Origin of the sequence: Clavibacter californiensis (assembly GCF_021952865.1) — a bacterium.
GTDB classification, from domain to species: domain Bacteria; phylum Actinomycetota; class Actinomycetes; order Actinomycetales; family Microbacteriaceae; genus Clavibacter; species Clavibacter californiensis.
In genome coordinates this window covers 970,437-992,294 of sequence record NZ_CP040792.1, presented here as the reverse complement: position 1 = coordinate 992,294, position 21,858 = coordinate 970,437, and the positions used below count along the sequence as shown (strand labels likewise).

Here is a 21,858-nt window from a genome sequence, read left to right as displayed (position 1 = left end):
GCGGCGCCCCGGCGGGCGCCCGCGGGTGCGAGGCTGGATCCATGCTCCCCGCCCTCGACGACCTCCTCGCCACCGCCCGCGTCGTCGCCCTCCCGCTCCGCACGCGCTTCCGCGGCCTCGACGTGCGCGAGGCCGCGCTCTTCCAGGGCCCGCTCGGCTGGACGGAGTTCTCGCCGTTCGTCGAGTACGACGACGTGGAGTCCGCGTCCTGGCTCGCGGCCGCGATCGACTTCGGCTGGACGGATCCGCCCGCGCCGCGCCGCGACCACGTGATCGTGAACGCGACGATCCCGGCGGTCGAGGCCGCTCGCGTCGCCGAGGTGCTGGCCCGGTTCCCCGGCTGCCGCACCGCGAAGGTCAAGGTCGCCGAGCGCGGCACGACGCTCGCGGACGACGTGGCGCGCGTCGCCGAGGTCCGCCGTCTCCTCGGTCCCGAGGGCCGGGTGCGGATCGACGCGAACGCGGCCTGGAACGTCGACGAGGCCGAGCACGCGATCCACGCCCTCGCCGGGCACGACCTCGAATACGTGGAGCAGCCCTGCGCGAGCGTGGAAGAGCTCGCCGAGCTGCGCGTGCGGATCCGCCACCTCGGCGTGCCGATCGCCGCCGACGAGAGCGTGCGCAAGGCCGAGGACCCGCTGCGGGTCGCGCGAGCAGGAGCCGCCGACCTGCTGGTGATCAAGGCGCAGCCGCTCGGCGGGATCCATCGCGCGCTGCGGATCACGCAGGAGGCGGGCCTGCCCGTCGTGGTCTCGAGCGCGCTCGACACGAGCGTCGGCATCTCGATGGCCGCGCACCTCGCCGCCGCGATCCCCGAGCTGCCGCACGACTGCGGCCTCGGCACGGTCTCGCTCTTCGTCGAGGACGTCGTGGCCGAGCCGCTCGAGCCCGTCGACGGCCGGATCCCCGTGCGCCGCGTCACGCCCGACGCGCGGCTCCTCGACGCCCACTCCGCTGACGCCGACCGCCGCGAGTGGTGGCTCGACCGGATCCGCCGCACGCACGACGTGCTCTCCCGCGCCTGAGGCGGCGGACGCGAGCAGGCCGAGCGCGGCCTACAGCCCGCTGTAGGTGTGCAGCCCCTTGAAGAACACGTTCACGACGCCGAAGTTGAACATGACGGCCGAGAACCCGATGATGGCCAGCCACGCCGAGCGCGACCCGCGCCAGCCGCGCGTGGCCCGAGCGTGGATGTACCCGGCGTAGAGCACCCAGATGATGAAGGTCCAGACCTCCTTGGTGTCCCACCCCCAGTAGCGTCCCCACGCGCGCTCGGCCCAGATGGCACCGGCCATGAGCGTGAAGGTCCAGAAGATGAAGCCCACGATGTTGAGGCGGTAGGCCATCGACTCGAGCGTGACGGAGTCGGGCAGCGTCGCGAGGAAGCGCATCTTCGCGGCCTGCGCGTCGGCGGCGAGCGACTCCCGGCGGAACTGCAGCAGCTGCACGCCGGACAGCGCGAAGGCGAGCGCGAAGAAGCCCGTGCCGAGCGCCGCGACGAAGACGTGGATCACGAGCCAGTACGACTGCAGCGACGGCGGCAGCGGCGCCACCTCGACGCGGTACTGCACGACGGCGACGCCCAGGAGGATGAGGATGAGCCCGGTGACGAAGGTGCCGAGGAAGCGCAGGTCGCGGCGCGTGAGCACGATGAGGTAGACGCTGAGGATGAGCAGCGTGCCCGTCATGGCGAACTCGTACATGTTGGCCCACGGCACGCGCGAGGCGGCCAGGCCACGGAGCACGGTCGCGACGGCGTGCGCGACGAACCCGACGACGAGCAGCACCATGGCCACGTTGAGGCTGACCGAGCGGCCGGCGGAGACGGGCGCGTCCGGACCGGAGGCGACGCCGTCGCGACCCGACGACGCGGGCTCGCGCTCGAGGGTGGCGGTGCCGCCACGGCGAGCGGCGGTGGCGCCGACCGCGGAGGGCTGGCGTGCCGCGGCGGTGGCCGCGTCCGCCACGAGCGCGGACCGCCGCGCGAGGTCGAGGGCGAACGCGATGAACGCGGCCGCGTAGAGCCCCATCGCGACGAGGAGCGCGATGAGGGAGACGTCGTCGAGCATGGCCGTGTTCACGAGTGGAGCCTAACTTCTGCATCTGACACCGCGCCCGGCGAGAGGCCGGCCACGTGCTTGTCCGCCAGGGCCGCGACGGCGGCCTCCAGCGTGGGGTCCTCGCCGCGGGCGAGCCCCGCGTACTCGAGGGTCGTCGATCCGTCGGCCTGCGGCACCGCCTTGACCCACACGCGCCGGCGTGGCACGAAGAGGGACGTGAGCAGGCCGCCGAGCACGAGGATCGCGAACAGCAGCACCCAGCGCTGCGTGGGGTCGTGGTGCACGTCGAACGAGACGAAGCGCGGCACGGAGTCGAGGCTCACGCTGCCGAGGCCGTCGGGCAGGTCCACCGTCTGGCCGGGGGCGAGCTCGATGGACTGGACGCCGGTCTTGCCGCCGGTGAGCTGCGTCAGGTTCCCCGTGTCGAGCGTGTACACCGAGGTGGGCACGCCGCCGTCGATCCCGAGGTCGCCCGTGTAGACGTTGAGCGTCAGCAGCGGGTTGTCGAGGTCCGGGTAGGAGGAGAAGAACGGCGCCTTCTCCGCGCCCTGCGTCGGGTAGAAGAAGCCGAGCATGCCGACCTGCTCGCGGAGGCCGTCCGGGACCTTGACCACGCCGAGCGAGGTGAGCTTCGCATCCTGCGGGAGGAACGGCACGTCGGCGCTGTAGACGACGGTGCCCGCGGGATCCCGCACCGTCACGTGCGGCGCGTAGCCGTTGCCGAGGAGGTACATGTCGGTGCCGCCGATGGCGAGCGGGTCGTTGACCTTGACCTCGCGCTCCTGCGGCTGGCCGCCCGGCACGTCGGCCGTCACGTCGGCCGTGAAGTCGAGCGGCTGGCCGATGGCGTTCGGGTTCTGCTGCTCGTACTGCACGTGCAGCGCGTTGAGCTTGACCCGGTACGGGGTGAGCGACGAGTCGTCGAAGAAGCGGCCCGGGTTGAACGAGTCGAAGGTGGAGAGCGTGTTGACGAACGACTGGCCCTCCACGAGCACCTTCTGCCCGGAGTAGCCGAAGCCGCCGCCGATGCCGACGGTGATGAGGATCCCGACGAGCGCGGAGTGGAAGACGAGGTTGCCGGTCTCGCGCAGGTAGCCGCGCTCGGCCGAGACCGAGAGCACGCCGCCCGCGGCCGACGCGTCGTCGACGAGGACCGTGCGGTACCGCTGGCGCTTGAGCAGCGCGCGGGCCTGGCGGATGGCGTCGACCGGATCCGCGGTGGTGGTCCGCGTCGTGTACCCGGCGAGGCGGGAGAGCCGGGCTGGCGTCGTGGGTGGCGCCTGGCGGAGCGCGTCGAAGTGGTGCTTGGCGCGCGGCACGACGCAGCCGATGAGGCTGATGAACAGCAGCAGGTAGATGGAGGAGAACCACACCGAGCTGTAGGTGTCGAACACCTGGAGCTTGTCGAGGACCGGATAGAGGTCCGGGTTGTCGGCACGGAACTGCGTGACGCCGTTCGGGTCGGAGCTGCGCTGCGGCACGAGGGATCCGGGGATCGCCGCGAACGCGAGCAGCAGCAGCAGGAACAGCGCCGTGCGCATGCTCGTGAGCTGCCGCCAGAACCAGCGCAGCGTGCCGAGGAAGCCGAGCTTCGGCTGCGTGATGGGCGCACCCTCGCGCGGCGCCTGCCGCGGGGAGTCGACGTGGTCAGATGGCCGGGACATACGAGGCGATCACCCCCTGGAGCTGGAGCATCCACGCCGACCAGAGCCCGGAGACCATGAGCACGCCGGTGATGACGAGCAGCGCTCCCCCGACGAGGTTGACAGTGCGGATGTGGCGGCGGAGGAACCCGACGGTGCGCGTCATCCATCCGAGGCCGAGGGCCACGAGGAGGAACGGCACGCCGAGCCCGATGCAGTAGGCGACGCCGAGCAGCACGCCGCGGCCCGCGTCGGCCGAGGTGAGGCTCATGGAGATGACGACCGCGAGCGTCGGGCCGATGCACGGCGCCCAGCCGATGCCGAAGACGATCCCGAGCAGCGGAGCGCCCGCGAGCCCGGTCGCGGGGCGCCACGAGCTCTTCACCTGCCGCTGCAGGAACCCGAGCCGGCCCGTGAAGACGAGGCCCATCACGATGAGGACGACCCCGAGGATCCGCGTGACGACGTCCTGCCAGCGCATGAGCCAGAAGCCGGCCGTGGCGGAGACGAGCGTCGTGATGATGAAGACCGCGGAGAAGCCGAGCACGAACAACGCCGTCCCGAGGAGCAGCCGGCGACGCGTCGCGGATCCGCCCTTGGCCTCCGCCATGCCGCCGATGTACCCGAGGTAGCCCGGCACCAGCGGCAGCACGCAGGGCGACGCGAACGAGACCAGGCCCGCGAGCAGCGCGAGCGGCACCGCGACGAGGAGCTGGCCGGAGAGGGCGCTCTGGATCTGGTCCACCTACCCCGCCGCCTCGGCGACGGTGTCCTTCACCAGCGTGCGGAGCACGCCGGGGTCGATCTGCCCGAGCACGCGGGACGCCACGCGGCCCTGGCGGTCGAGGATGATGGTGGCGGGCACGGCGTTCGGCGCGATGGTGCCGGCGAAGGCCAGCTGCATGGAGGTGTCCTCGACGTCGAGGACGGACGGGTACGTGATGCCGTACGTCTTGTCGAAGGAGTCGACGTTGGGGCGCTGGTCGCGGGTGTTGACACCGAGGAACTTCACGCCGTCCGCCGCGTGCTCCTGGCTCGCGGCCTGCAGGTCCTTGGCCTCGAGGCGGCAGGGCGGGCACTCGGCGTACCAGAAGTTGAGGACCGTCACGGATCCGCGGTAGTCGGCGGAGGTGATCTCCGTGCCGTCCGACAGCGTGCCGGAGAAGTCGACGGGCTCCGCGCGCTCCGCGAGCGGGATCTCGGTGAACGTGCCGTCGCCCGCGATGTACCTCTTGCTGTCGCCTGCCCTGAACTCGGCGGCGAGCGGATCCTCGGTGCAGCCCGAGAGCGCGACGGCACCGAGCACGGCGGAGGCGGCGGCCGCCAGGATGCTGCGACGGCTGACGCCGGGCATCACACCGCCCCCTGGTCGACGGCGTCGGCGGCGAGCCCCGCGGCCGCGTCGATGTAGCCCGTCTCGACGAAGCGGTCCCCGACGCGCTCCACCGTCGTGATGCTCGACAGGGCGCAGCGACGCTGGCGGGGATCGTGGAAGAGGCGCTCGCCCGCGAGGGAGAGGTGGACCATCCAGATGGGCAGCTGGTGGCTGACGATGACGACGTCGCCGTCCGGCACGGAGCGGTACGCGGCCTTCACGGCCTCCGCCATGCGCGCGGCGATGGAGCGGTAGGACTCGCCCCAGCTGGGCTTCACCGGGTCGACGACCAGCGGCCAGAGGCGCGGCGAGCGCGCGATGCGCGCGGGCGAGGGGAACTTGGATCCCTCGAAGCGGTTGGTGGGCTCGATGACGCGCTCGTCGGTGGCGACCTCGAGGGCGAAGCGCTCGGCCCACGGAGCGGCGGACTCCTGCGCGCGCTGCAGCGGGGAGGCGATGACGCGGTTGACGGGAGCGCCCTCCTCCTCGAGCGCCCGCGCCGCGGCGTCCGCCATGCGGTGGCCGAGCTCCGAGAGGCCGTACCCCGGGATCCGTCCGTAGAGGACCCCGTGCGGGTTGTGCACCTCGCCGTGACGGATGAGATGGATTCGTGAGGCGACCACCCGTCAATTGTAGGTGGCGAGGAGATGTACAACCGCCGAGGATCGGGCGCAACCCCCTGCGCTAATCATTCGTCCCCAATACGATTGGGTACACCGGTGGGGGCCGGCCTCTCGGGACCGGTGCCGACCGGATGTTACGTGCGTATACGAACGTTTGGGCCCCAAAGGAATCGCGCGCTAAGTTAGGCGCTCGGGGTCGTGATCCGGCCCCGGGTGAGAGCCCCGTGGAGCACGGGACCTCGCAGAGACCCCCGTCGAACGGACGCGGGCCCGCATGACGATGCCGTCCGCGACGGCACGGAAGGAACGGGCACCATGACGATGACACCGACCCGGCCCACGGCCGCAGACACCACCACCGACACCGCGCTCGACCAGGTCGAGTCCGTCAGCCCCGTCGATCCGTACGCGGATTCCGACCTCCCCGAGCCCTCGCTCGTCACCCCGGGCGCCAGCACCGACGCCGTCAAGGACTACCTGCGCCAGATCGGACGCGTGCCGCTGCTCACCGCCGAGCTGGAGGTGAGCGTCGCCCGTCGCATCGAGGTGGGCGTCCTGTCGCAGGAGGTCCTCGACACCCGCACCGACCTCACGCCCGCCGAGCGTCGCGAGTACCAGACGCTCGCCCAGGACGGGATGCGCGCGAAGCAGCACCTCGTCAACGCCAACCTGCGGCTCGTCGTCAGCATCGCCAAGCGCTACACGGGTCGCGGCCTGCCGTTCCTGGACCTCATCCAGGAGGGGAACATGGGCCTCGTCCGCGCCGTCGAGAAGTTCGACTACCAGGCCGGCTTCAAGTTCTCGACCTACGCGTCGTGGTGGATCAAGCAGTCCATCACCCGCGGCATGGCCGACACGAGCCGCACCATCCGGATCCCCGTGCACACGGTCGAGCACATCAACCGGATCAACGCGGTGCAGCGCGAGCTCGCGGTGGAGCTCGGCCGCGACCCCTCCATGGAGGAGATCGCACGCGAGTCGGACACGCCCGTCACCAAGGTGCGCTACCTGCTCGACCGCGCGCAGGAGCCCATGTCGCTGCAGGTCCTCGTGGGCGGCAGCGGCGGCGACGGCGACACCGAGATGGCCGACCTCATCGAGGACGCGGACGTGACGCAGCCCATCGACGTGGTGACGCAGCAGCTCATGGCGGCGCACGTCACGCGCCTCATCGACGGGCTCGCCGAGCGCGACGCCGAGGTCGTGCGCATGCGCTTCGGGCTGGCCGGCCTCGAGCCCCGCTCGCTCGCCTTCGTGAGCCAGCAGCTCGGCGTGACGCGCGAGCGCGTGCGCCAGATCGAGAAGAAGGTGCTCGCGAAGCTCCGCATCCCGGAGCTGGAGACGTACATCCGCGGCTGATCCTGCCGCACGAGGAGAGGGCCGTCCGCCGTGCGCGGGCGGCCCTCCGTCGCGCCCGGGCGGCCCAGGATGCCCGACCGCGCCCGCGATCCTGCGGATGCGCCCGGAAGAGTGCCCACTAGTCGTTAGTGCGCATACAGTCGAGGTCCACCGATCGACAGACGCCGGACGCGCATCCACGTCCCGGCGACAGCACGCGGCTCGATGACGAGCCGCGGAGAAGGAGGAGCGATGGCTCTCACGCAGACCGCACCCGGTCAGACCGACATCCCCAGGATCAGCTGGTCCCCGGTCGCGGCGGGGCTCTGGGTCGCCCGACGCGGCGACGAGTTCGCCGGACTCTCCGAGGAGAGGTGGGGCGCGGGCTTCCACGTCACCGACCGCCTCGGCCGCGACGTCGGGGACTTCCCCACATTCCAGGAGGCGCGCGGTGCGCTCGGCTGATCCGGCCCACGGGCGGGCTGCGTGCCCGCCCACCCGTGACCCCTAGCACCGCGCGGGTGCGCACGCACCGGATCGACCATGCCGCGCGCGCAGGCCTAGGGTCGAGCAGATGCCTTCCCCCGAGAACCGCCCGAACGCCTCCACCCCCGACGACCGCGCCGACGGCTTCGTCCGCGTGCGGGGTGCGTCCGAGAACACGCTGCGCGACGTGGACGTCGACATCCCGCGCGACCGGATCGTCGCCTTCACGGGCGTCTCGGGATCGGGCAAGTCGTCGCTCGCGTTCGGCACCGTCTACGCCGAGGCCCAGCGCCGGTTCTTCGAGTCGGTCGCGCCGTACGCCAGGCGGCTGATCCGGCAGGAGCAGACGCCGCACGTCGAGAGCATCACCGGGCTGCCACCCGCCGTCGCGCTGCAGCAGCGCCGTGGAGCGCCGAGCACGCGCTCGACGGTCGGCACCGTGACGACGCTCTCCAACTCGCTGCGGATGCTGATGTCCCGGGCCGGGACCTACCCCGCGGGCCAGGGCCGGCTGGACTCCGACGCGTTCTCGCCCAACACCGCCGCGGGCGCCTGCCCGGTGTGCCACGGCCTCGGCGTCGCGCACACCGTGACCGAGGCGTCGCTCGTGCCGGATCCGTCGCTGTCGATCCGCGACGGCGCCATCGCCGCATGGCCCGGCGCCTGGCAGGGCAAGAACCTGCGCGACATCGTCATCGCGCTCGGGCACGACGTGGACGTGCCGTGGCGGGAGCTGCCGGAGGAGGCGCGGGACTGGATCCTCTTCACCGAGGAGCAGCCCGTGGTGCAGATCACGCCGCAGCGCGACCGCGTGGCGAAGCCCTACAACGGGCGGTTCTGGAGCGCGCGCTCCTACGTGCTGCACACGCTCGCCGACTCCGCGAGCCCGCGCCTCCGCGAGGCGGCGCTCGCGCACATGGTCTCGGGCACGTGCGAGCGGTGCGGCGGCAGCGGGCTCACGCCCGAGGCGCTGGCCGTGACCTTCGCGGGCCGCAGCGTCCAGGAGCTCAACGCGCTGACGCTCGCGGACCTCGCGACGGCCATCGCGCCGACGGACGGCATGGGCGACGTGGCCGTCACCATCACGACCGACCTCGTCGCGCGCCTCGCCGTGCTGGTGGACCTCGGGCTCGGCTACCTCAGCCTCGGTCGCGTCACGACCACGCTCTCCCCGGGCGAGATGCAGCGGCTCCGCCTCGCGACGCAGCTGCGGTCCGGGCTCTTCGGCGTGGTCTACGTGCTCGACGAGCCGTCGGCAGGACTGCATCCGGCCGACGCCGAGCCGCTGCTCGAGGTGCTCGAGCAGCTGCGCGACTCGGGCAACTCCGTCTTCGTGGTGGAGCACGACATGGACGTCGTGCGGCGGTCCGACTGGATCGTGGACGTGGGCCCGGGTGCGGGGCAGGCGGGCGGATCCGTCGTCTACAGCGGTCCCGTCGACGGGCTCCGCGAGGTGGAGGCCTCGGCGACGCGGCCGCACCTCTTCCCCGACCTCGCACCGGCCCGGGCGGAGCGCACGCCGCGGACGCCGACCGGGCGCATCCGGGCGACGGGCGTGACGCTGCACAACCTCGTGGACCTCGACGTGGAGATCCCGCTCGGCGTCATGGTCGCCGTGACGGGCGTCTCCGGATCCGGCAAGTCGACGCTCGTGAGCCGCGTGCTGCCGGACCTGCTGCGGGCCTCGCTCGCGCCCGACCGCGTGGTGGTCGAGCAGGCGGACGAGGCGGACGAGCTCGACGACTCATCCGGACCGGCCCGCATCGCCCGGGTGGAGGGCGCCGAGGCGGTGGACCGGCTCGTGTCCGTGGACCAGCGCCCCATCGGCCGCACGCCGCGCTCGACGCTCGCGACCTACACCGGGCTCTTCGACGCCGTCCGGCGCACGTACGCCGCCACCGACGAGGCGCGCGCCCGCGGCTACGGCGCCGGCCGGTTCTCCTTCAACGTCGCGGGCGGGCGGTGCGAGACCTGCCAGGGCGAGGGATCCGTGACCGTCGAGCTCCTGTTCCTCCCGGGCTCATACGGGCCGTGCCCCACGTGCCACGGCGCGCGGTACGAGCCCGGGACGCTCGAGATCGAGTACCACGGGCGATCCATCGCGGACGTGCTCGGCATGACGGTGGACGAGGCCCACGGCTTCCTCCAGGACGTGCCGCTCGCGGCGCGCGCCCTCGCGACCCTGCGCGACGTGGGGCTCGGGTACCTCCGGCTCGGCCAGCCGGCGACCGAGCTGTCGGGCGGCGAGGCGCAGCGGATCAAGCTGGCCACCGAGCTGCAGCGGGCGCCGCGCGGCCACACCCTCTACCTGCTGGACGAGCCGACCACCGGGCTCCACCCGGCGGACGTCGTGCTCCTCCTCCGCCAGCTCCAGGGGCTCGTGGACGCGGGCAACACGGTCGTCGTGGTGGAGCACGAGATGGACGTGGTGGCGGACGCCGACCGGGTGATCGACCTGGGCCCGTCCGGCGGCGACCAGGGCGGGCGGATCGTGGCGCAGGGCACCCCGCGCGAGGTCGCCGACACCGTCGGCAGCCGCACGGCGCCGTACCTCGCGCGGCGGCTCGACGCGTCCTGAAGCCGGTCGCCCGGGACGGGACGGGCCCAGCGCGACGTGGGTAGTCTGACCACCAGCGTCCGCGCCCCGTCGCGTCCGACGCCCTTCGGCATCCCGCACCTCTTCCTAGGAGCACCTCGTGACTGACTCGACCGGAACACCCTCCACGCCCGCGGGCTGGTACGCGGACCCCGCGGGATCCGACCGCCTGCGCTGGTGGGACGGCACGCGCTGGACCGACCACCTGACGGACGCGCCCCCGGCCGCGGCGCCGGCGTCGGCGCCGTCGCCGGCACCGGCGCCGGCCGAGCCCGCCGCCGCCCCGGTCTCCGGCCACGTCGCGCCGGAGGCGCCGGCCGCCTCCGCTACGGTGCCGCCGACCTACGGCCAGCAGACCCCCGGACAGCAGGACGCCCAGCAGCCCTACGCGCAGCAGCCGTATGCGCAGCAGCCCTACGCGCAGGGCGCGTACGCGCAGCAGCCGTACTCCGCGCCGACCCCGCCGCCGAAGGTGCCCGCGTCCACGCAGCCGTTCACGTGGGCCATCTGGGTGCTGGCGGCGCTGCCGGTGGTCTACGTCCTCCTCGCGCTGAACATGGACTACCGGGGCGCGCTCGAGATGAGCCCGCGCGGGCCGCGCACCGACGCCCTGGTCGCCTCGGCGCTCAGCAGCCTCGTCCAGTTCCTCGTATGGGGCGGATCCGTGGCGCTCGCGTTCGTCGACTGGCGCGACCTCACGCGCCGCGGCATCGCCAAGCCCTTCCACTGGGCGTGGGCGTTCATCCCCGTCGTGGGCGGGGTCTACCTGATCGGGCGGTCGATCATCGTCCGACGCCGCATCGAGGGCGCGCCCGCGAACGCGCTGTCGCCGATCTGGCTCTGGGCCGGGCTCAACGTCATCGTCGCCTTCATCTCCATCGTCAAGTTCGTCGAGGCCTTCTCCACGACGATGCAGATGTACGGCACCCGCGGCTTCTGATCCACGTGCGGCCGGCCTGCCGCACGTCCCGCGCCCCGTTCGGCGCGTCCGCTCACACGAAGCGGATGCGCTGGCCGGGGCGCAGCTGCGCCGCCAGGCGGACGTCGTCGCGCGCGACCACGCCGATCACCGGGTAGCCGCCCGTCATCGGGTGGTCGGCGAGGAACAGGATCGGCCGGCCCGACGGCGGCACCTGGAGCGCGCCCGTGACGACGCCCTCGCTGGGGAGCTCGCCGGGGATCCGCCGCTCGAGCGGCTCGCCGTCGAGGCGGACGCCCACGCGGTCGGCCTCGGCGGTCACCTCCCACGCGCGGTCGAGGAGCGAGGCCCAGGATCCGTCGACGAACCAGTCGAGGCGCGGTCCGGGCGTCGCACGGAGGAGCACCTCGCCGTCCGCGGGCGCGGACACGGCGAGCGAGTCGACGGGCGGCACGGGCCGGGCGCGCGCGGATCCGACGGGCAGCACGTCGCCGACCGCCACGGGCGCGGGTCCCACGCGGGAGAGCAGGTCGGTGGCGCGCGAGCCGAGCACGGGCGCGACGTCGATCCCGCCGCGCACCGCGACGTACCAGCGGATCCCGGCGACGGCCGCGCCGATCTCGAGCGCGTCGCCGGCGTCGAGCAGCACGGCCGCGGCGTACGGCGCGGGCCGCGACCCCCGGCCCGCCGTGCGCACGAGCGGTCCGACCGCGCCCGTCACGGCGACCCACACGGCGGCCGTCGCGCGGAGCACCGCGCCGCCTAGCACGATCTCGAGGCCCGCCGTGCCCGGGTCGTTGCCGACGAGGAGGTTCGCGTCGGCGAGGGCGCGTTGATCCAGGGCGCCGGACGGCGAGACGCCGATGCCGCCGTGGCCGGGCCGGCCCGCGTCCTGGACGAGCATGAGCGGGCCGGTGCGCTCGACCACGAGGCCGGCCGCTGAGGTCGCCACGGCCCGGCGACCGCGGCGAGGGGCGGCCGCGTCGCTCACGCGTCGACCTCACGGAAGCGCACGGCGGATCCGGGCTGCAGGAGCGCCGCCGGCTCGCGCTCCGGATCCCACAGCACCGCCCGCGTCGTGCCGATGAGCTGCCAGCCGCCCGGCGAGACGCGCGGGTAGATCCCGCTGAACTCGCCCGCGAGCGCGACGGCGCCGGCCGGGACGCGCGGGCGCGGCGACGTGCGGCGCGGCACCTCGAGGCCGGGGACGCCCGCGAGGTAGCCGAAGCCGGGCGCGAAGCCGCCGAACGCGACCGTCCATGTGCCGGACGTGTGCCGCTCGACCACCTCGCGGATCCCGATGCCGAGGAGCCCGGCGACGTCGGCCAGGTCCTCGCCGTCGTAGACCACGTCGATCTCGACGGGCGCGCCACCCCGGGAGCCGGCCTCGTCGGCGGGTCGGGCGGCGAGCGCCCAGGAGCGAGCGGCGGCGAGCGGCAGCACGCGCGGATCCAGCGTGACGAGGATGCTGCGCGCGCCCGGCACGATGTCGACGACGCCGCGGGGCCGGGTCGCGTCGAGCACGGGCTGCAGGCGCAGGACCTCGTCGAGGGAGTCGAGGTCGAGCATGACGGCGGCGTCGCCGCACGGCAGGAGCCGGAGGGTCACAGGGCGCGCCGGTCGCGGGCCGGGAGGGCGCGGTGCTCCGACGAGGGAGCCGCATCCGGCACCGGCCTGATCTCCACGCCCGCCGCCTCGAGCGCGTCGCGCACCGCGCGCGCCAGCCCCACGGCGCCGGGGGTGTCGCTGTGCAGGCAGAGGGAGTCGGGGTCGAGCCGCACGACGGATCCATCGATCGCGACGACCGTGCCCTCCGTTGCCATGCGGACGGAGCGGGCCGCCACCTCGGTCGGGTCGTGGATCACCGCGCCCTCCTGCCGCCGCGACACGAGCGCGCCCTCGGGCGTGTAGGCGCGGTCGGTGAACGCCTCGACGCGCGTGGGCAGTCCCGCCGCCGCGGCCAGCCGGAGGATCTCGGAGCCCGGCAGCCCGAGCACGGGGAGCGTCGGCTCCAGCGCCACGACCGCGTCCACCACGGCCTGCGCCTGAACGGGATCGTGGGCGATGCGGTTGTAGAGGGCGCCGTGCGGCTTGATGTAGGAGACCCGCGCGCCGACCGTGCGGGCCATGCCGCTGATCGCCGCCAGCTGGTAGAGCACGTCGCCCGTGAGCTCGGCGGGCGAGGCGTCGAGGTCGCGGCGGCCGAAGCCCGCGAGGTCGCGGTACGCGACGTGCGCGCCGACGGCCACGCCGTTCCTGGCCGCGCGCTCGAGCGCGTGCAGCATGACGAGCGGATCCCCCGCGTGGAAGCCGCACGCCACGTTGGCGCTCGAGACGACGTCGAGCATCGCGTCGTCGTCGCCGAGGGTCCACCGGCCGAAGGACTCGGCCAGGTCGCTGTTGAGGTCGATCTGCATGGCGTCTCCCCTGCACCGGGCGCGGCCACCGCTCGCCGCGGGGCCGTCCCCACCAGGCTAGGCGGCCCGCGGGGCGACCGGTCCGACAGCGGCGCGGATAGACTCGACGACCGTGACCACCCGAACTCTCATCAAGAACCTGGCCGCCCTCGACGACGGGGACGTGGCCGTCTCCGGCTGGGTCGAGACCGTCCGGGATCAGAAGAAGATCCAGTTCGTCATCCTCCGCGACGAGTCGGGCGCGGTGCAGCTCACCTACAAGCGCCAGGGCGACGAGGACGCGACGGCGGACACCATCTCCGGCCTCGCGGCCGGCACCTTCCTCACCGCGACGGGCACGCTCAAGCACGACGAGCGCGTGAAGCTCGGCGGGCTGGAGATCGGCCTGTCCGGCATCGAGGTCGCGGCCGCGGCCATCCCCGAGACGCCCATCGCCGCCGACTCCTCCATCGACAAGCGCCTCGACTGGCGCTTCATCGACCTGCGCGCCCCTCGCAACGCGCTCATCTTCCGCGTGCAGACCACGCTGGTCCACGCGCTGCGCACCTACTGGGTCGAGCACGACTTCATCGAGGTCTTCTCGCCCAAGCTCATGGCTACGCCCTCCGAGTCGAACGCCGAGCTGTTCAAGGTCGACTACTTCGACGGCGTCGCGTACCTCGCGCAGAGCCCGCAGTTCTTCAAGCAGATGGCGCAGTCCGCCGGCTTCGGCAAGATGTTCGAGGTCGGCCCGGCGTTCCGCGCCGACCCGTCCTTCACCTCGCGCCACGCGACCGAGTTCACCTCGGTGGACGCGGAGATCAGCTGGATCGAGAGCCACGAGGACGTCGCCCGCCTCCAGGAGGAGCTCATCGTCGCCGCGCTCACCGCGGTGAAGGAGAAGCACGGCGACGAGATCCGCGAGCTGTTCGACGTGGAGGTGACCGTGCCGAGCATCCCGTTCCCGCGGATCCCCCTGCTCGAGGCCAAGGACATCGTCGCGAAGCGCGGCCACGTGATCGACCGCGCCGACGACGACCTCGACCCCGAGGGCGAGCGCCAGATCGCGGCGCACGTCATGGAGGAGTTCGGCCACGAGTTCGTGTTCCTCACCGACTACCCGTCGACGATCCGGCCGTTCTACCACATGCGCAACGCCGAGGACCCGACGATCACGAACAGCTACGACCTCATCTGGAACGGCGTCGAGATCACCACCGGAGCGCAGCGCGAGCACCGCGTCGACGTGCTCGAGGCGCAGGCCCGCGAGAAGGGCCTCGACCCCGAGGAGCTCGGTTCGTACCTCGACTTCTTCCGGTACGGCGTGCCCCCGCACGGCGGCTTCGGCATGGGCCTCAACCGCGTGCTGATGCTGCTGCTGCACCAGTCGAACCTGCGCGAGGTCACGTACCTGTTCCGCGGGCCGAACCGCCTCGCCCCGTAGGTCCCGCTCGCTTCACCGGACGGCCCGATCCCCGCGCAGGGGGTCGGGCCGTCCCGCGTCGGCGGCCCCGGTTCTGGGGTGCGGATCTACATCGCTCGGGGGAACCGCTCGCGCCGCCACGTCCGTAGCGTGGCAGGCACCGCCGATCCGACCCGGACGGCACCAGCCCCATGCCGAGGAGCCCGCATGTCCGACGAGACGCGACCCGACCGGCGCCTCACGCCCGGCATCGCCCGGCACGGCCGGCTGCGGAGGCCCAGCGCCGTGCGCACCGCGGTGAAGGCCATGGCCGCGGTGACGGCCGTGGTGATCGCGAGCACCGGATCCGTCGCCGCGTTCGCCGCCTGGGACCTGGCGCGCACCGTGCAGGCGAACGCCGTGGACATCGGGGACGGGAAGGCAGCGCCGCCCTCCATCGGCGCGATCGACGGGGGTGCCAACATCCTGCTGGTCGGCGGCGACACCCGCGAGGGCCAAGGCGACGGCTACGGCACCGATCCCACCGTGAACACCGGCAACCTCAACGACGTCACGATGTTGATGCACATCAGCGAGGACCACACGCGCGCGACCGTCGTCTCCTTCCCGCGCGACATGCTCGTCGACATGCCCGCCTGCAGCCGTCCGGACGGCTCAGAGGAGCCCGCGTCCTCGGGCGTGCTGATCAACGTGGCCCTCAAGCGCGGCGGACTGCCCTGCGTCGTGCGGGCCGTCGAGGCCATCACGGGCCTCGAGGTGCCGTACGGCGGCCTGATCCAGTTCAACGGGGTCGTCGAGATGTCGAACGCGGTGGGCGGGGTACCGGTCTGCATCGCCAACCGCCTGCGCGACCGCAAGACGGACCTCGACCTGCAGCCCGGGATCCACCCGCTCCAGGGGCGCGAAGCCGTCCAGTTCCTCCGCACCCGTTACGGGGTGGGCGACCAGAGCGACATCTCCCGCATCAGCAATCAGCAGGTGTTCCTCAGCGCCCTGCTCCGCACCATCACATCGACGGACACGCTGACGAACCCGGCCAAGGTCTACGGGATCGCGCGCGCCGCGATCGACAACATGGTGCTGTCGACCTCGCTCGACAGCCCAGCCGCGATCGCGTCGCTGGCCCTCACGGTCAAGGACATCCCCCTCGACCGGTTCACGTTCGTGCAGTACCCGAGCACCCGGCTGGAGAGCGGGCGGGTGGCGCAGGACGTCGCGAAGGGCGACGAGATGATCCGCCTCGTCGCAGCCGACGCCGACTTCACCCTCGCGCCGGGGAGCACCGGCCAGGGCGTCGCGGCGCCGGAGCCCGCGGCCGGAGTGCCGACCACGCCGGCACCCGACGCGGGCGCCGCGCCCTCCGCGGATCCGTCGGCCCCGGCCGTGCTCCCCGAGGGCGTCACCGGGCAGACGGCATCGGAGCAGACCTGCTCCAATGGCTGACGCGAGCCCACCCGCCCTCCTCCTCAACGGCACCTACGGCGTCGGCAAGAGCGCCGTGCTCGACCACATCGGCGACCTCCTCGCCGAGGCCGGGCGGCCGTTCAGCCTGATGGACGTCGACTGGTTCCACCGGTCGTGGCCGCCCGCGTCGTGGGATCCGGAGAACGTCGTCATCGAGGCGCGCGCCATGGCCGCCACGTGGGCGCTCTTCCAGGAGGCGGGTCCGCGGCAGCTCGTGGTCAGCGGTGTGGTCGCCGAGCGCGCCGACCTCGACCGCTACCGCGATGCCCTCGGGATCGACGTGCGGTGCGTGCTCCTCACCGCGTCGCCCGCCGTCGTCGAGGCACGCCTGCGCTCCCGGTACGACGACGACCGTCGGGCCGCGCGCCACTGGCACCTGGCCCGGCACGCGGACCTGGCCGCGCGACTGCGGGAGGCCGACCTCCACCTGGCCGTGATCGCGACCGACGACCGCACCCCGCGGCAGGTGGCGCGGGCCGCGCTCGACGCGCGCACCCGGTAGGCGTCCCCGGGTGATCCACCGCGCGACGGGTTCTCCGCCCCCGGGTCAGCTATTCCTCTGGTGCCGTAATGTCTTGACCACCACTCGATGCCCTCACCCGCGGGTCGCCGAGTCGTCGAGGCCGAGGGATCCGGATGATCCTGGCCCTCGACCGGCACCAGGACGGGACACGGAGGAGGGCAGGCGTGGGCCAGCTGATCTTCGACAGCACCACCCGCACCACCATCGACGACCGCGCGCTCGCGCACCTGCAGATCGTCATGCTGAACAAGCTCCGCCGCCGGGAGAGCTTCGCGTTCTCGTGGAAGTACCCGGCGTCCGAGGGCGACGGGCGCAGCACCGTGTGGGTCGCCCCCGAGCTCCCGCTGCACTTCCGGTTCTCGGGCAGCCGCCCGCCCGCCATCAACCCCGCCTGGGTGGACCTGCTCATGGACAGCGCGAACACCGGATCCGGGCTGCACCTCGTGCCGGAGCCGCCGCCCGGCACGGCCACGCACGCCGAGCCGCCCGCCGACTGACGCCGCGCGCCGGGACGCTCCGCGCGTCCGCGTCCGCGCCCCTCCGACCACGCCCGCCCCGCACCCCAAGGACGCCCATGGCCCTCACGAACCTGCCCTACGACGACGACGCGATCATCGCCGCCGCCGAGTCCGCGACCGTCCTCAGCCGGGAGGTGCGCGACGTGCAGATCGACTTCGCGAGCACCAGCGTCTCCGACGACAGCGTCGCGCGCGTGACGGCGACCATCACGTGGACCGTCCCTGCCGACGCGGCCGTGCGGATCCTCGACGGGGCCCGGCTGCGCGGCTGACCTCTTCTGCATCCCCGTGCGTACGCGGATGGGCCGCTCGGCCGACGACCCGGCCCCCAACCGCTGCGAGGGTGAGGCCATGACCCGACCCGACGCGTCCGCCGACCGCACCGCCGTCGCCGCCCGCCCTTACCCCTCGTCCTCGCGGCGGCCCGCGCGTGCGATCCTGCGGGCCGGGCTGCGCGCCACGGTCGTCGTCCTCGTCTTCAGCCTCGTCGTGGGTGGCCTCACCAGCCCCGCGCAGGGCTTCCTCCCGGAGTGGATGGGCTCGCTCGCCAACTCGGCCGGCGGCTGGAGCATGCTCGCCTTCGTCGCCGTGTGGCTCTCCCGCGCGCGCCCGCTCCTCGGCGCCGTGCTCGGCGCGATCTCCTTCGTCGCGATGGTGGAGGCGTACGGCGTCGTCAGCCTGTGGCGCGGGTACTTCCTCGCGGACCCCTTCTCGTCCATGTGGATCCCGATCGGCCTGGTCGCCGGCCCGGTCATCGGCCTCGCGGCCGGCCTCGTGCGGCACGCGTCGCGCCGATGGACGATCGCCGGCGTCGCGGTGCTCAGCGCCGTGCTCATCGCCGAGGGGATCTACGGCCTCACGGTCGTCGCCGCCAGCACGAGCCCGGTGTACTGGACCCTCGAGATCGTCCTCGCGGTCGGCTTCCTCGCCGCGGCGGCGCTGCACTGTCGGCGGACGCAGGTGGACGCGTCGCCGGCTCCGGTGCGCGGCTAGGGGCGACCCGCCGCTGGCCGCCCGCCGCCGCCGAGCCCCGCCCTCGGCACCAGCCCGCCGTCCGCGAAGACCCGTGCCACCCAGCGCCCGCCCATCTCCGCGTAGAGCTCCGCGTCCGGATGCAGCCCGTCCGGCAGCGTGAACCGCGCCACGTCGTCTAGCCCGTAGAGCTCCAGGCCGTCGAGGTGCGCGATCTGCTCGCCCGCGTCCTGCCGCACACGCGCGACGTGCTCCACGTGCCGGCGCGACTCCGCGAGCGTGAGCGCCCCGCGCGGCACGTCGGCGGGGTCGCCCGCCGCGAAGCAGCGCACGGATCCGTCGTCCCGGAACTCCACGCCGGGCGGCCCGGGCACCTGCTCGCTGCCCGGCCAGAGGATCGACGACGCGAGCACGATCGGGGTGTCCGGGTGGCCGCGCCGCACCCGGTCGAGGAAGCCGTGCAGCGCGGGCACGAAGGTGCGCTGGTCCATCGACCGCGCGCCCACGATGTTGATGCCGACGCTCAGCGAGATCACGTCGGCGGGCTCCGCGGCGATGGCGTCCGCGACGAACGGGTCGAGCATGCACTGGCCGCCGAAGCCCAGGTCCACGAGGTCGAGGCCCGTCGCGCGGGCAGCGACGACGGGCCACGCGCCGGTCGGATCGGGCGCCTCGACGCAGTGGCTGATGGAGCTGCCGTGGTGCATCCAGCGCGGCAGCCCGAGCGGCTCCGCGGCCCGGACGGGCGCGTCGGCGGCGATGCCGACGAGGTCGACGACCATGCCCTGCGGCAGCCATGCGGTCACGGTCGACGGCCCGCGCCCGAGCCCGCGGAGCACGACGACGGACGCATCCCCGGACCCGACCGCCGTCTCCTCCGCCGTGTCGCCCGACGACGAGACCCGGCGCACGACGTCCACGGGCGAGGCGACCGGAGGCAGGTCCACGCCGTCGACCTCGGCGACGAACGTGTTGCGGGGCCCCGGCAGCTCGTCGAAGTGGATGCGCGTGCAGCGCACGCGCAGCCGCACCTCGTCTGCCCGGGTCGTGAACCGGATCCGCACCCCGGCCGCCGTCGACACCTGCGCCCGCAGCAGCTCGCCCGCCGGCGGGAAGTCGCGCCACCTGGCCTCGGGCAGCCGGATGGGTCGCACGCCGCCCGGCACCGCCATCAGCCCCAGGTGCCCGTGGACGCGGACGGACCCGCCGTCGAGCTCGACGACCGCGCCGTCGCGCGCGGACGCGCCGATCCCGCTCACGCCTCCCCGCCCCTCGCGTGCGTCCGCACGAAGGCGACCGTCCGCTCGATCACCTCGTCGCGCTGCGGCAGCTGCGCCCAGCCGTGATCCGCGCCCTCCACCACCACCAGCTCGGCGCGCTCGCCGAGCGCCTCCGGCTCGAGGTACCGCCTGGCGTAGTCGACGGGCACGAAGTCGTCCGTGCCGTGCAGCAGCAGCGCGGGACCCCGGTAGCCGGCCGCCCGCGCGTACGGGTCGAAGCCGAGCGCGTCGTCGCGCATCGCCGGCCCCATCCGCTGCCCGGCGAAGTCGAACCAGCCGTCGGCGTCGAGCGACGCGAGCGAGCGGCCCTGGATCGTGCCCGCGCGGATGTCGTCGACGAACACGGCCGCCGTCGACCACATCGCGACCGACCGGATCCCCGACCCCGCCCCGCCCTCGGCCGCGCGGCTCTCCTCCGCGGCGACCACCGAGGCCACGACCGCGCCGAGGCTCATGCCGACGAGGTGCACGTCGCCCGCGTCCACCTCGGGCAGCGCGCGGACGGCGTCGAGCACCTGCCGGGCGTCGGCGACGTCGCCCGTGACGGTCGTGTCGAGGAACTCGCCGTCGCTCTCGCCGTGGCCGGCGCGGTCGTAGGCGACGACGCCGACCCCCGCCGCCGCGAGCCGCCGGGCGAGGGCCACGAACACGCCCGTCGTCTCGACGCGCGAGCCGCCGAAGCCGTGCATCAGGATCGCGGTGGGTCGCGGGCCGGGACCCTCCGCGAGGTGCTGCGATCCCCGGAGCGTCAGCCCGCGCACGCGCGCCTCGAACGGCCGGATCCGCATGGTCCTCGACCCGCCGGTGCCGCTGCCCGTGTCGCTCACGCCGCTGCCTCCACGGTCCGCACCGACGCGGTCGCCGGCACCTGCTCGTCCTCCACGTCGAAGGCGGTCCCGGTCGCCCGGCGGAACCCGATCCAGCCGACCAGGAACCCCGCCGCCGCGACCACGGACACCCCGACGTACACCCCCTGCGGGTTCAGCGCGAGGAGCGCGGGCGTCACGGCGTTGAGCCCCGCCGTCGCGAAGCGCGCCACCCCGTACACGGTGCCCTGCGCGGTCGACCGGATGAGGGTCGGGAACGACTCCTGCGTCCAGACCTTCATGATCGTCTCGAAGCAGAAGGCGCCCGCGAAGGTCGACAGCACCACCGACACCACGAGCGTCGGCAGGCTGAACCCCAGGACGACCGGGATGAGGTTCGACGCCACCACGACCACGGATCCGATCACGAAGTACGGCATGCGGAACCGCGTGTCCGCGACCGACATGAACCACAGCGCGCCGAGGACGGCGGCCGGCATCGCGAGGATCGTCCACGACTGGTACTCGTCGACCCGGATGCCGGCGACGCTCACGGCGACGTACGTGCCGAAGCTCCCCGCCACGCTGATCGCGAGCGAGGCGAGCGTGTAGTAGACGAGCAGGGTCACGAACGGCCGGCGGTAGGCGGGCCGGCCGAGGTCGCGGATCCGCCCGCGCTGCGCCCGCACCGTGCGCGCGCCGTCCGCCCGCTCGGCCCGGGCGACGAGCCAGGACGCCGACTCGGGGATGGTCGCGCGCATGAGCAGCACGAGGAGGCCGACGACGCCGAACGCGCCGAACATCACGTGCCCGCCGGTGGGGCCCGCCTGGCCGAAGGCGATCCCGATGACGACGGCCAGCAGGATCCCGAAGCCGCCCAGCAGGTTCGAGAACACGAGGATCTTCCCGCGGTTCCGGGCGGTCGCCGCCTCCGAGATGGTGGCGAGCGCCACCGGCAGATCCGCGCCGACGCCGAGGCCGATGAGCGCGATCCCGGGCAGCAGCGCCGCGAACGAGACGCCGAGGAACGGCGTGGCGGATCCGATGACGATCAGCGTCATCGTGACGAGGAAGACGCGGCGCCGGCCGAACCGGTCGCCGGCCCAGCCGCCGAGGAGCGAGCCAGCCGCGACTCCCGCGGTGAGCACGGCGGTGAGGTATCCGACCTCGGGACCCGACAGGCCGGGCCCTCCCGAGGGCGGCGCGAGGAAGAGCACGAGCGCGATGCCCACGCCCGTCGTGGCGGCGGCGTCGACGAACGTCGCCATGCCGCACACGAAGCCCACCCACCAGGCGTTCGGGGCCGTGCGGGCCCCATCGACAGCAGTCATCCCATACTCCTTCGTATGCGTCGTGAGATCGCGACCCGGTCGGGCACCGGATGCGCGGACAGGATGCTACAACGATCTAGCGCGCCGTGTCACCGTGTCTTCCGA

General features: G+C 73.4%; 22 protein-coding genes. 11 read left to right on the top strand and 11 right to left on the bottom strand.

What is annotated here, in order from left to right:
• Positions 1 to 41: 41 nt before the first annotated feature.
• Positions 42 to 1,025 carry an o-succinylbenzoate synthase gene (locus FGD68_RS04980; RefSeq protein ID WP_119373648.1) on the top strand — a complete coding sequence of 328 codons (984 nt, stop codon included), beginning with the start codon at positions 42 to 44 and terminating at the stop codon, positions 1,023 to 1,025.
• A gap of 30 nt (positions 1,026 to 1,055) precedes the next feature.
• Here the strand turns inward: FGD68_RS04980 and ccsB are convergent, their stop codons facing one another.
• From ccsB to FGD68_RS04955, 5 genes are read right to left on the bottom strand one after another with little or no spacing between them, the layout of a single operon-like run.
• Entirely contained in the window at positions 1,056 to 2,081 is a 1,026-nt protein-coding gene (ccsB, locus tag FGD68_RS04975) for a c-type cytochrome biogenesis protein CcsB (RefSeq protein ID WP_394803988.1), read from the bottom strand.
• Complete coding sequence (gene resB, locus FGD68_RS04970) at positions 2,078 to 3,724, bottom strand: cytochrome c biogenesis protein ResB (protein ID WP_237609847.1); 1,647 nt, start codon at positions 3,722 to 3,724, stop codon at positions 2,078 to 2,080. Before resB ends, ccsB begins: the two co-directional genes overlap by 4 nt.
• The gene (locus tag FGD68_RS04965; RefSeq protein WP_119372879.1) at positions 3,708 to 4,448 is read right to left on the bottom strand and encodes a cytochrome c biogenesis CcdA family protein; all 741 of its coding nucleotides are present in this window, start codon (positions 4,446 to 4,448) and stop codon (positions 3,708 to 3,710) included. Before FGD68_RS04965 ends, resB begins: the two co-directional genes overlap by 17 nt.
• Positions 4,449 to 5,057, bottom strand: a complete 609-nt coding sequence (locus tag FGD68_RS04960; protein WP_119372880.1) for a TlpA family protein disulfide reductase — start codon at positions 5,055 to 5,057, stop codon at positions 4,449 to 4,451.
• Positions 5,057 to 5,701, bottom strand: coding sequence for a histidine phosphatase family protein (locus FGD68_RS04955; RefSeq protein WP_119372878.1), 645 nt, complete (start codon positions 5,699 to 5,701; stop codon positions 5,057 to 5,059). The genes FGD68_RS04960 and FGD68_RS04955 overlap by 1 nt, the downstream gene beginning before the upstream one ends.
• Before the next feature lie 315 nt (positions 5,702 to 6,016).
• Between FGD68_RS04955 and FGD68_RS04950 the strand changes: the two genes are divergently transcribed.
• From FGD68_RS04950 to FGD68_RS04935, 4 genes are all read left to right on the top strand, one after another.
• On the top strand, positions 6,017 to 7,060 hold the full coding sequence (locus tag FGD68_RS04950) for a sigma-70 family RNA polymerase sigma factor (protein WP_043585288.1): 1,044 nt from the start codon (positions 6,017 to 6,019) through the stop codon (positions 7,058 to 7,060).
• Positions 7,061 to 7,291: 231 nt separating this feature from the next.
• Positions 7,292 to 7,504, top strand: coding sequence for a hypothetical protein (locus FGD68_RS04945; RefSeq protein WP_119372877.1), 213 nt, complete (start codon positions 7,292 to 7,294; stop codon positions 7,502 to 7,504).
• A gap of 109 nt (positions 7,505 to 7,613) precedes the next feature.
• Positions 7,614 to 10,103, top strand: a complete 2,490-nt coding sequence (locus tag FGD68_RS04940) for an excinuclease ABC subunit UvrA (protein WP_119372876.1) — start codon at positions 7,614 to 7,616, stop codon at positions 10,101 to 10,103.
• 118 nt (positions 10,104 to 10,221) lie between these two features.
• On the top strand, positions 10,222 to 11,061 hold the full coding sequence (locus tag FGD68_RS04935) for a DUF2510 domain-containing protein (protein WP_119372875.1): 840 nt from the start codon (positions 10,222 to 10,224) through the stop codon (positions 11,059 to 11,061).
• Between the two features lie 52 nt (positions 11,062 to 11,113).
• Here the strand turns inward: FGD68_RS04935 and FGD68_RS04930 are convergent, their stop codons facing one another.
• From FGD68_RS04930 to FGD68_RS04920, 3 genes are read right to left on the bottom strand one after another with little or no spacing between them, the layout of a single operon-like run.
• Positions 11,114 to 12,031, bottom strand: coding sequence for a 5-oxoprolinase subunit C family protein (locus tag FGD68_RS04930; RefSeq protein WP_237609846.1), 918 nt, complete (start codon positions 12,029 to 12,031; stop codon positions 11,114 to 11,116).
• Positions 12,028 to 12,648, bottom strand: a complete 621-nt coding sequence (locus tag FGD68_RS04925; RefSeq protein WP_119373336.1) for a 5-oxoprolinase subunit B family protein — start codon at positions 12,646 to 12,648, stop codon at positions 12,028 to 12,030. Before FGD68_RS04925 ends, FGD68_RS04930 begins: the two co-directional genes overlap by 4 nt.
• Positions 12,645 to 13,457: a LamB/YcsF family protein gene (locus FGD68_RS04920; RefSeq protein WP_119373335.1), complete on the bottom strand. Its 813-nt coding sequence runs from the start codon at positions 13,455 to 13,457 to the stop codon at positions 12,645 to 12,647. The genes FGD68_RS04925 and FGD68_RS04920 overlap by 4 nt, the downstream gene beginning before the upstream one ends.
• A gap of 112 nt (positions 13,458 to 13,569) precedes the next feature.
• Between FGD68_RS04920 and aspS the strand changes: the two genes are divergently transcribed.
• The 6 genes from aspS to FGD68_RS04890 all read left to right on the top strand — a co-directional run bounded on the left by aspS (position 13,570) and on the right by FGD68_RS04890 (position 18,357).
• Positions 13,570 to 14,880, top strand: coding sequence for an aspartate--tRNA(Asn) ligase (gene aspS, locus FGD68_RS04915; RefSeq protein ID WP_119373334.1), 1,311 nt, complete (start codon positions 13,570 to 13,572; stop codon positions 14,878 to 14,880).
• 186 nt (positions 14,881 to 15,066) lie between these two features.
• The gene (locus FGD68_RS04910; protein ID WP_119373333.1) at positions 15,067 to 16,302 is read left to right on the top strand and encodes an LCP family protein; all 1,236 of its coding nucleotides are present in this window, start codon (positions 15,067 to 15,069) and stop codon (positions 16,300 to 16,302) included.
• Positions 16,295 to 16,825 (top strand): AAA family ATPase, encoded by a 531-nt coding sequence (locus FGD68_RS04905; protein ID WP_119373332.1) that lies wholly within the window; start codon positions 16,295 to 16,297, stop codon positions 16,823 to 16,825. Before FGD68_RS04910 ends, FGD68_RS04905 begins: the two co-directional genes overlap by 8 nt.
• Before the next feature lie 185 nt (positions 16,826 to 17,010).
• Positions 17,011 to 17,343: a DUF7882 family protein gene (locus tag FGD68_RS04900; protein WP_104235647.1), complete on the top strand. Its 333-nt coding sequence runs from the start codon at positions 17,011 to 17,013 to the stop codon at positions 17,341 to 17,343.
• Between the two features lie 77 nt (positions 17,344 to 17,420).
• Positions 17,421 to 17,636 (top strand): hypothetical protein, encoded by a 216-nt coding sequence (locus FGD68_RS04895; protein WP_104235648.1) that lies wholly within the window; start codon positions 17,421 to 17,423, stop codon positions 17,634 to 17,636.
• 79 nt (positions 17,637 to 17,715) lie between these two features.
• Complete coding sequence (locus FGD68_RS04890) at positions 17,716 to 18,357, top strand: DUF6518 family protein (RefSeq protein WP_119373409.1); 642 nt, start codon at positions 17,716 to 17,718, stop codon at positions 18,355 to 18,357.
• On the opposite strand, the gene FGD68_RS04885 is transcribed toward FGD68_RS04890, so the two are convergent.
• From FGD68_RS04885 to FGD68_RS04875, 3 genes are read right to left on the bottom strand one after another with little or no spacing between them, the layout of a single operon-like run.
• Entirely contained in the window at positions 18,354 to 19,595 is a 1,242-nt protein-coding gene (locus FGD68_RS04885; protein ID WP_119373407.1) for a GDSL-type esterase/lipase family protein, read from the bottom strand. The two genes, FGD68_RS04890 and FGD68_RS04885, sit on opposite strands and share 4 nt — an antisense overlap.
• Positions 19,592 to 20,443, bottom strand: coding sequence for an alpha/beta hydrolase family protein (locus FGD68_RS04880; RefSeq protein WP_237609845.1), 852 nt, complete (start codon positions 20,441 to 20,443; stop codon positions 19,592 to 19,594). Before FGD68_RS04880 ends, FGD68_RS04885 begins: the two co-directional genes overlap by 4 nt.
• The gene (locus tag FGD68_RS04875) at positions 20,440 to 21,753 is read right to left on the bottom strand and encodes an MFS transporter (RefSeq protein WP_119373406.1); all 1,314 of its coding nucleotides are present in this window, start codon (positions 21,751 to 21,753) and stop codon (positions 20,440 to 20,442) included. The genes FGD68_RS04880 and FGD68_RS04875 overlap by 4 nt, the downstream gene beginning before the upstream one ends.
• Positions 21,754 to 21,858: the final 105 nt, after the last annotated feature.

Bases quoted from the DNA above. Each gene is read 5' to 3' on its own strand.
- FGD68_RS04980 (WP_119373648.1), top strand. From the start codon at position 42: ATGCTCCCCGCCCTCGACGACCTCCTCGCCACCGCCCGCGTCGTCGCC.
- resB (WP_237609847.1), bottom strand. From the start codon at position 3,724: ATGTCCCGGCCATCTGACCACGTCGACTCCCCGCGGCAGGCGCCGCGC.
- FGD68_RS04960 (WP_119372880.1), bottom strand. From the start codon at position 5,057: ATGCCCGGCGTCAGCCGTCGCAGCATCCTGGCGGCCGCCGCCTCCGCC.
- FGD68_RS04950 (WP_043585288.1), top strand. From the start codon at position 6,017: ATGACGATGACACCGACCCGGCCCACGGCCGCAGACACCACCACCGAC.
- FGD68_RS04945 (WP_119372877.1), top strand. From the start codon at position 7,292: ATGGCTCTCACGCAGACCGCACCCGGTCAGACCGACATCCCCAGGATC.
- FGD68_RS04940 (WP_119372876.1), top strand. From the start codon at position 7,614: ATGCCTTCCCCCGAGAACCGCCCGAACGCCTCCACCCCCGACGACCGC.
- FGD68_RS04920 (WP_119373335.1), bottom strand. From the start codon at position 13,457: ATGCAGATCGACCTCAACAGCGACCTGGCCGAGTCCTTCGGCCGGTGG.
- FGD68_RS04910 (WP_119373333.1), top strand. From the start codon at position 15,067: ATGTCCGACGAGACGCGACCCGACCGGCGCCTCACGCCCGGCATCGCC.
- FGD68_RS04905 (WP_119373332.1), top strand. From the start codon at position 16,295: ATGGCTGACGCGAGCCCACCCGCCCTCCTCCTCAACGGCACCTACGGC.
- FGD68_RS04895 (WP_104235648.1), top strand. From the start codon at position 17,421: ATGGCCCTCACGAACCTGCCCTACGACGACGACGCGATCATCGCCGCC.
- FGD68_RS04890 (WP_119373409.1), top strand. From the start codon at position 17,716: ATGACCCGACCCGACGCGTCCGCCGACCGCACCGCCGTCGCCGCCCGC.
- FGD68_RS04875 (WP_119373406.1), bottom strand. From the start codon at position 21,753: ATGACTGCTGTCGATGGGGCCCGCACGGCCCCGAACGCCTGGTGGGTG.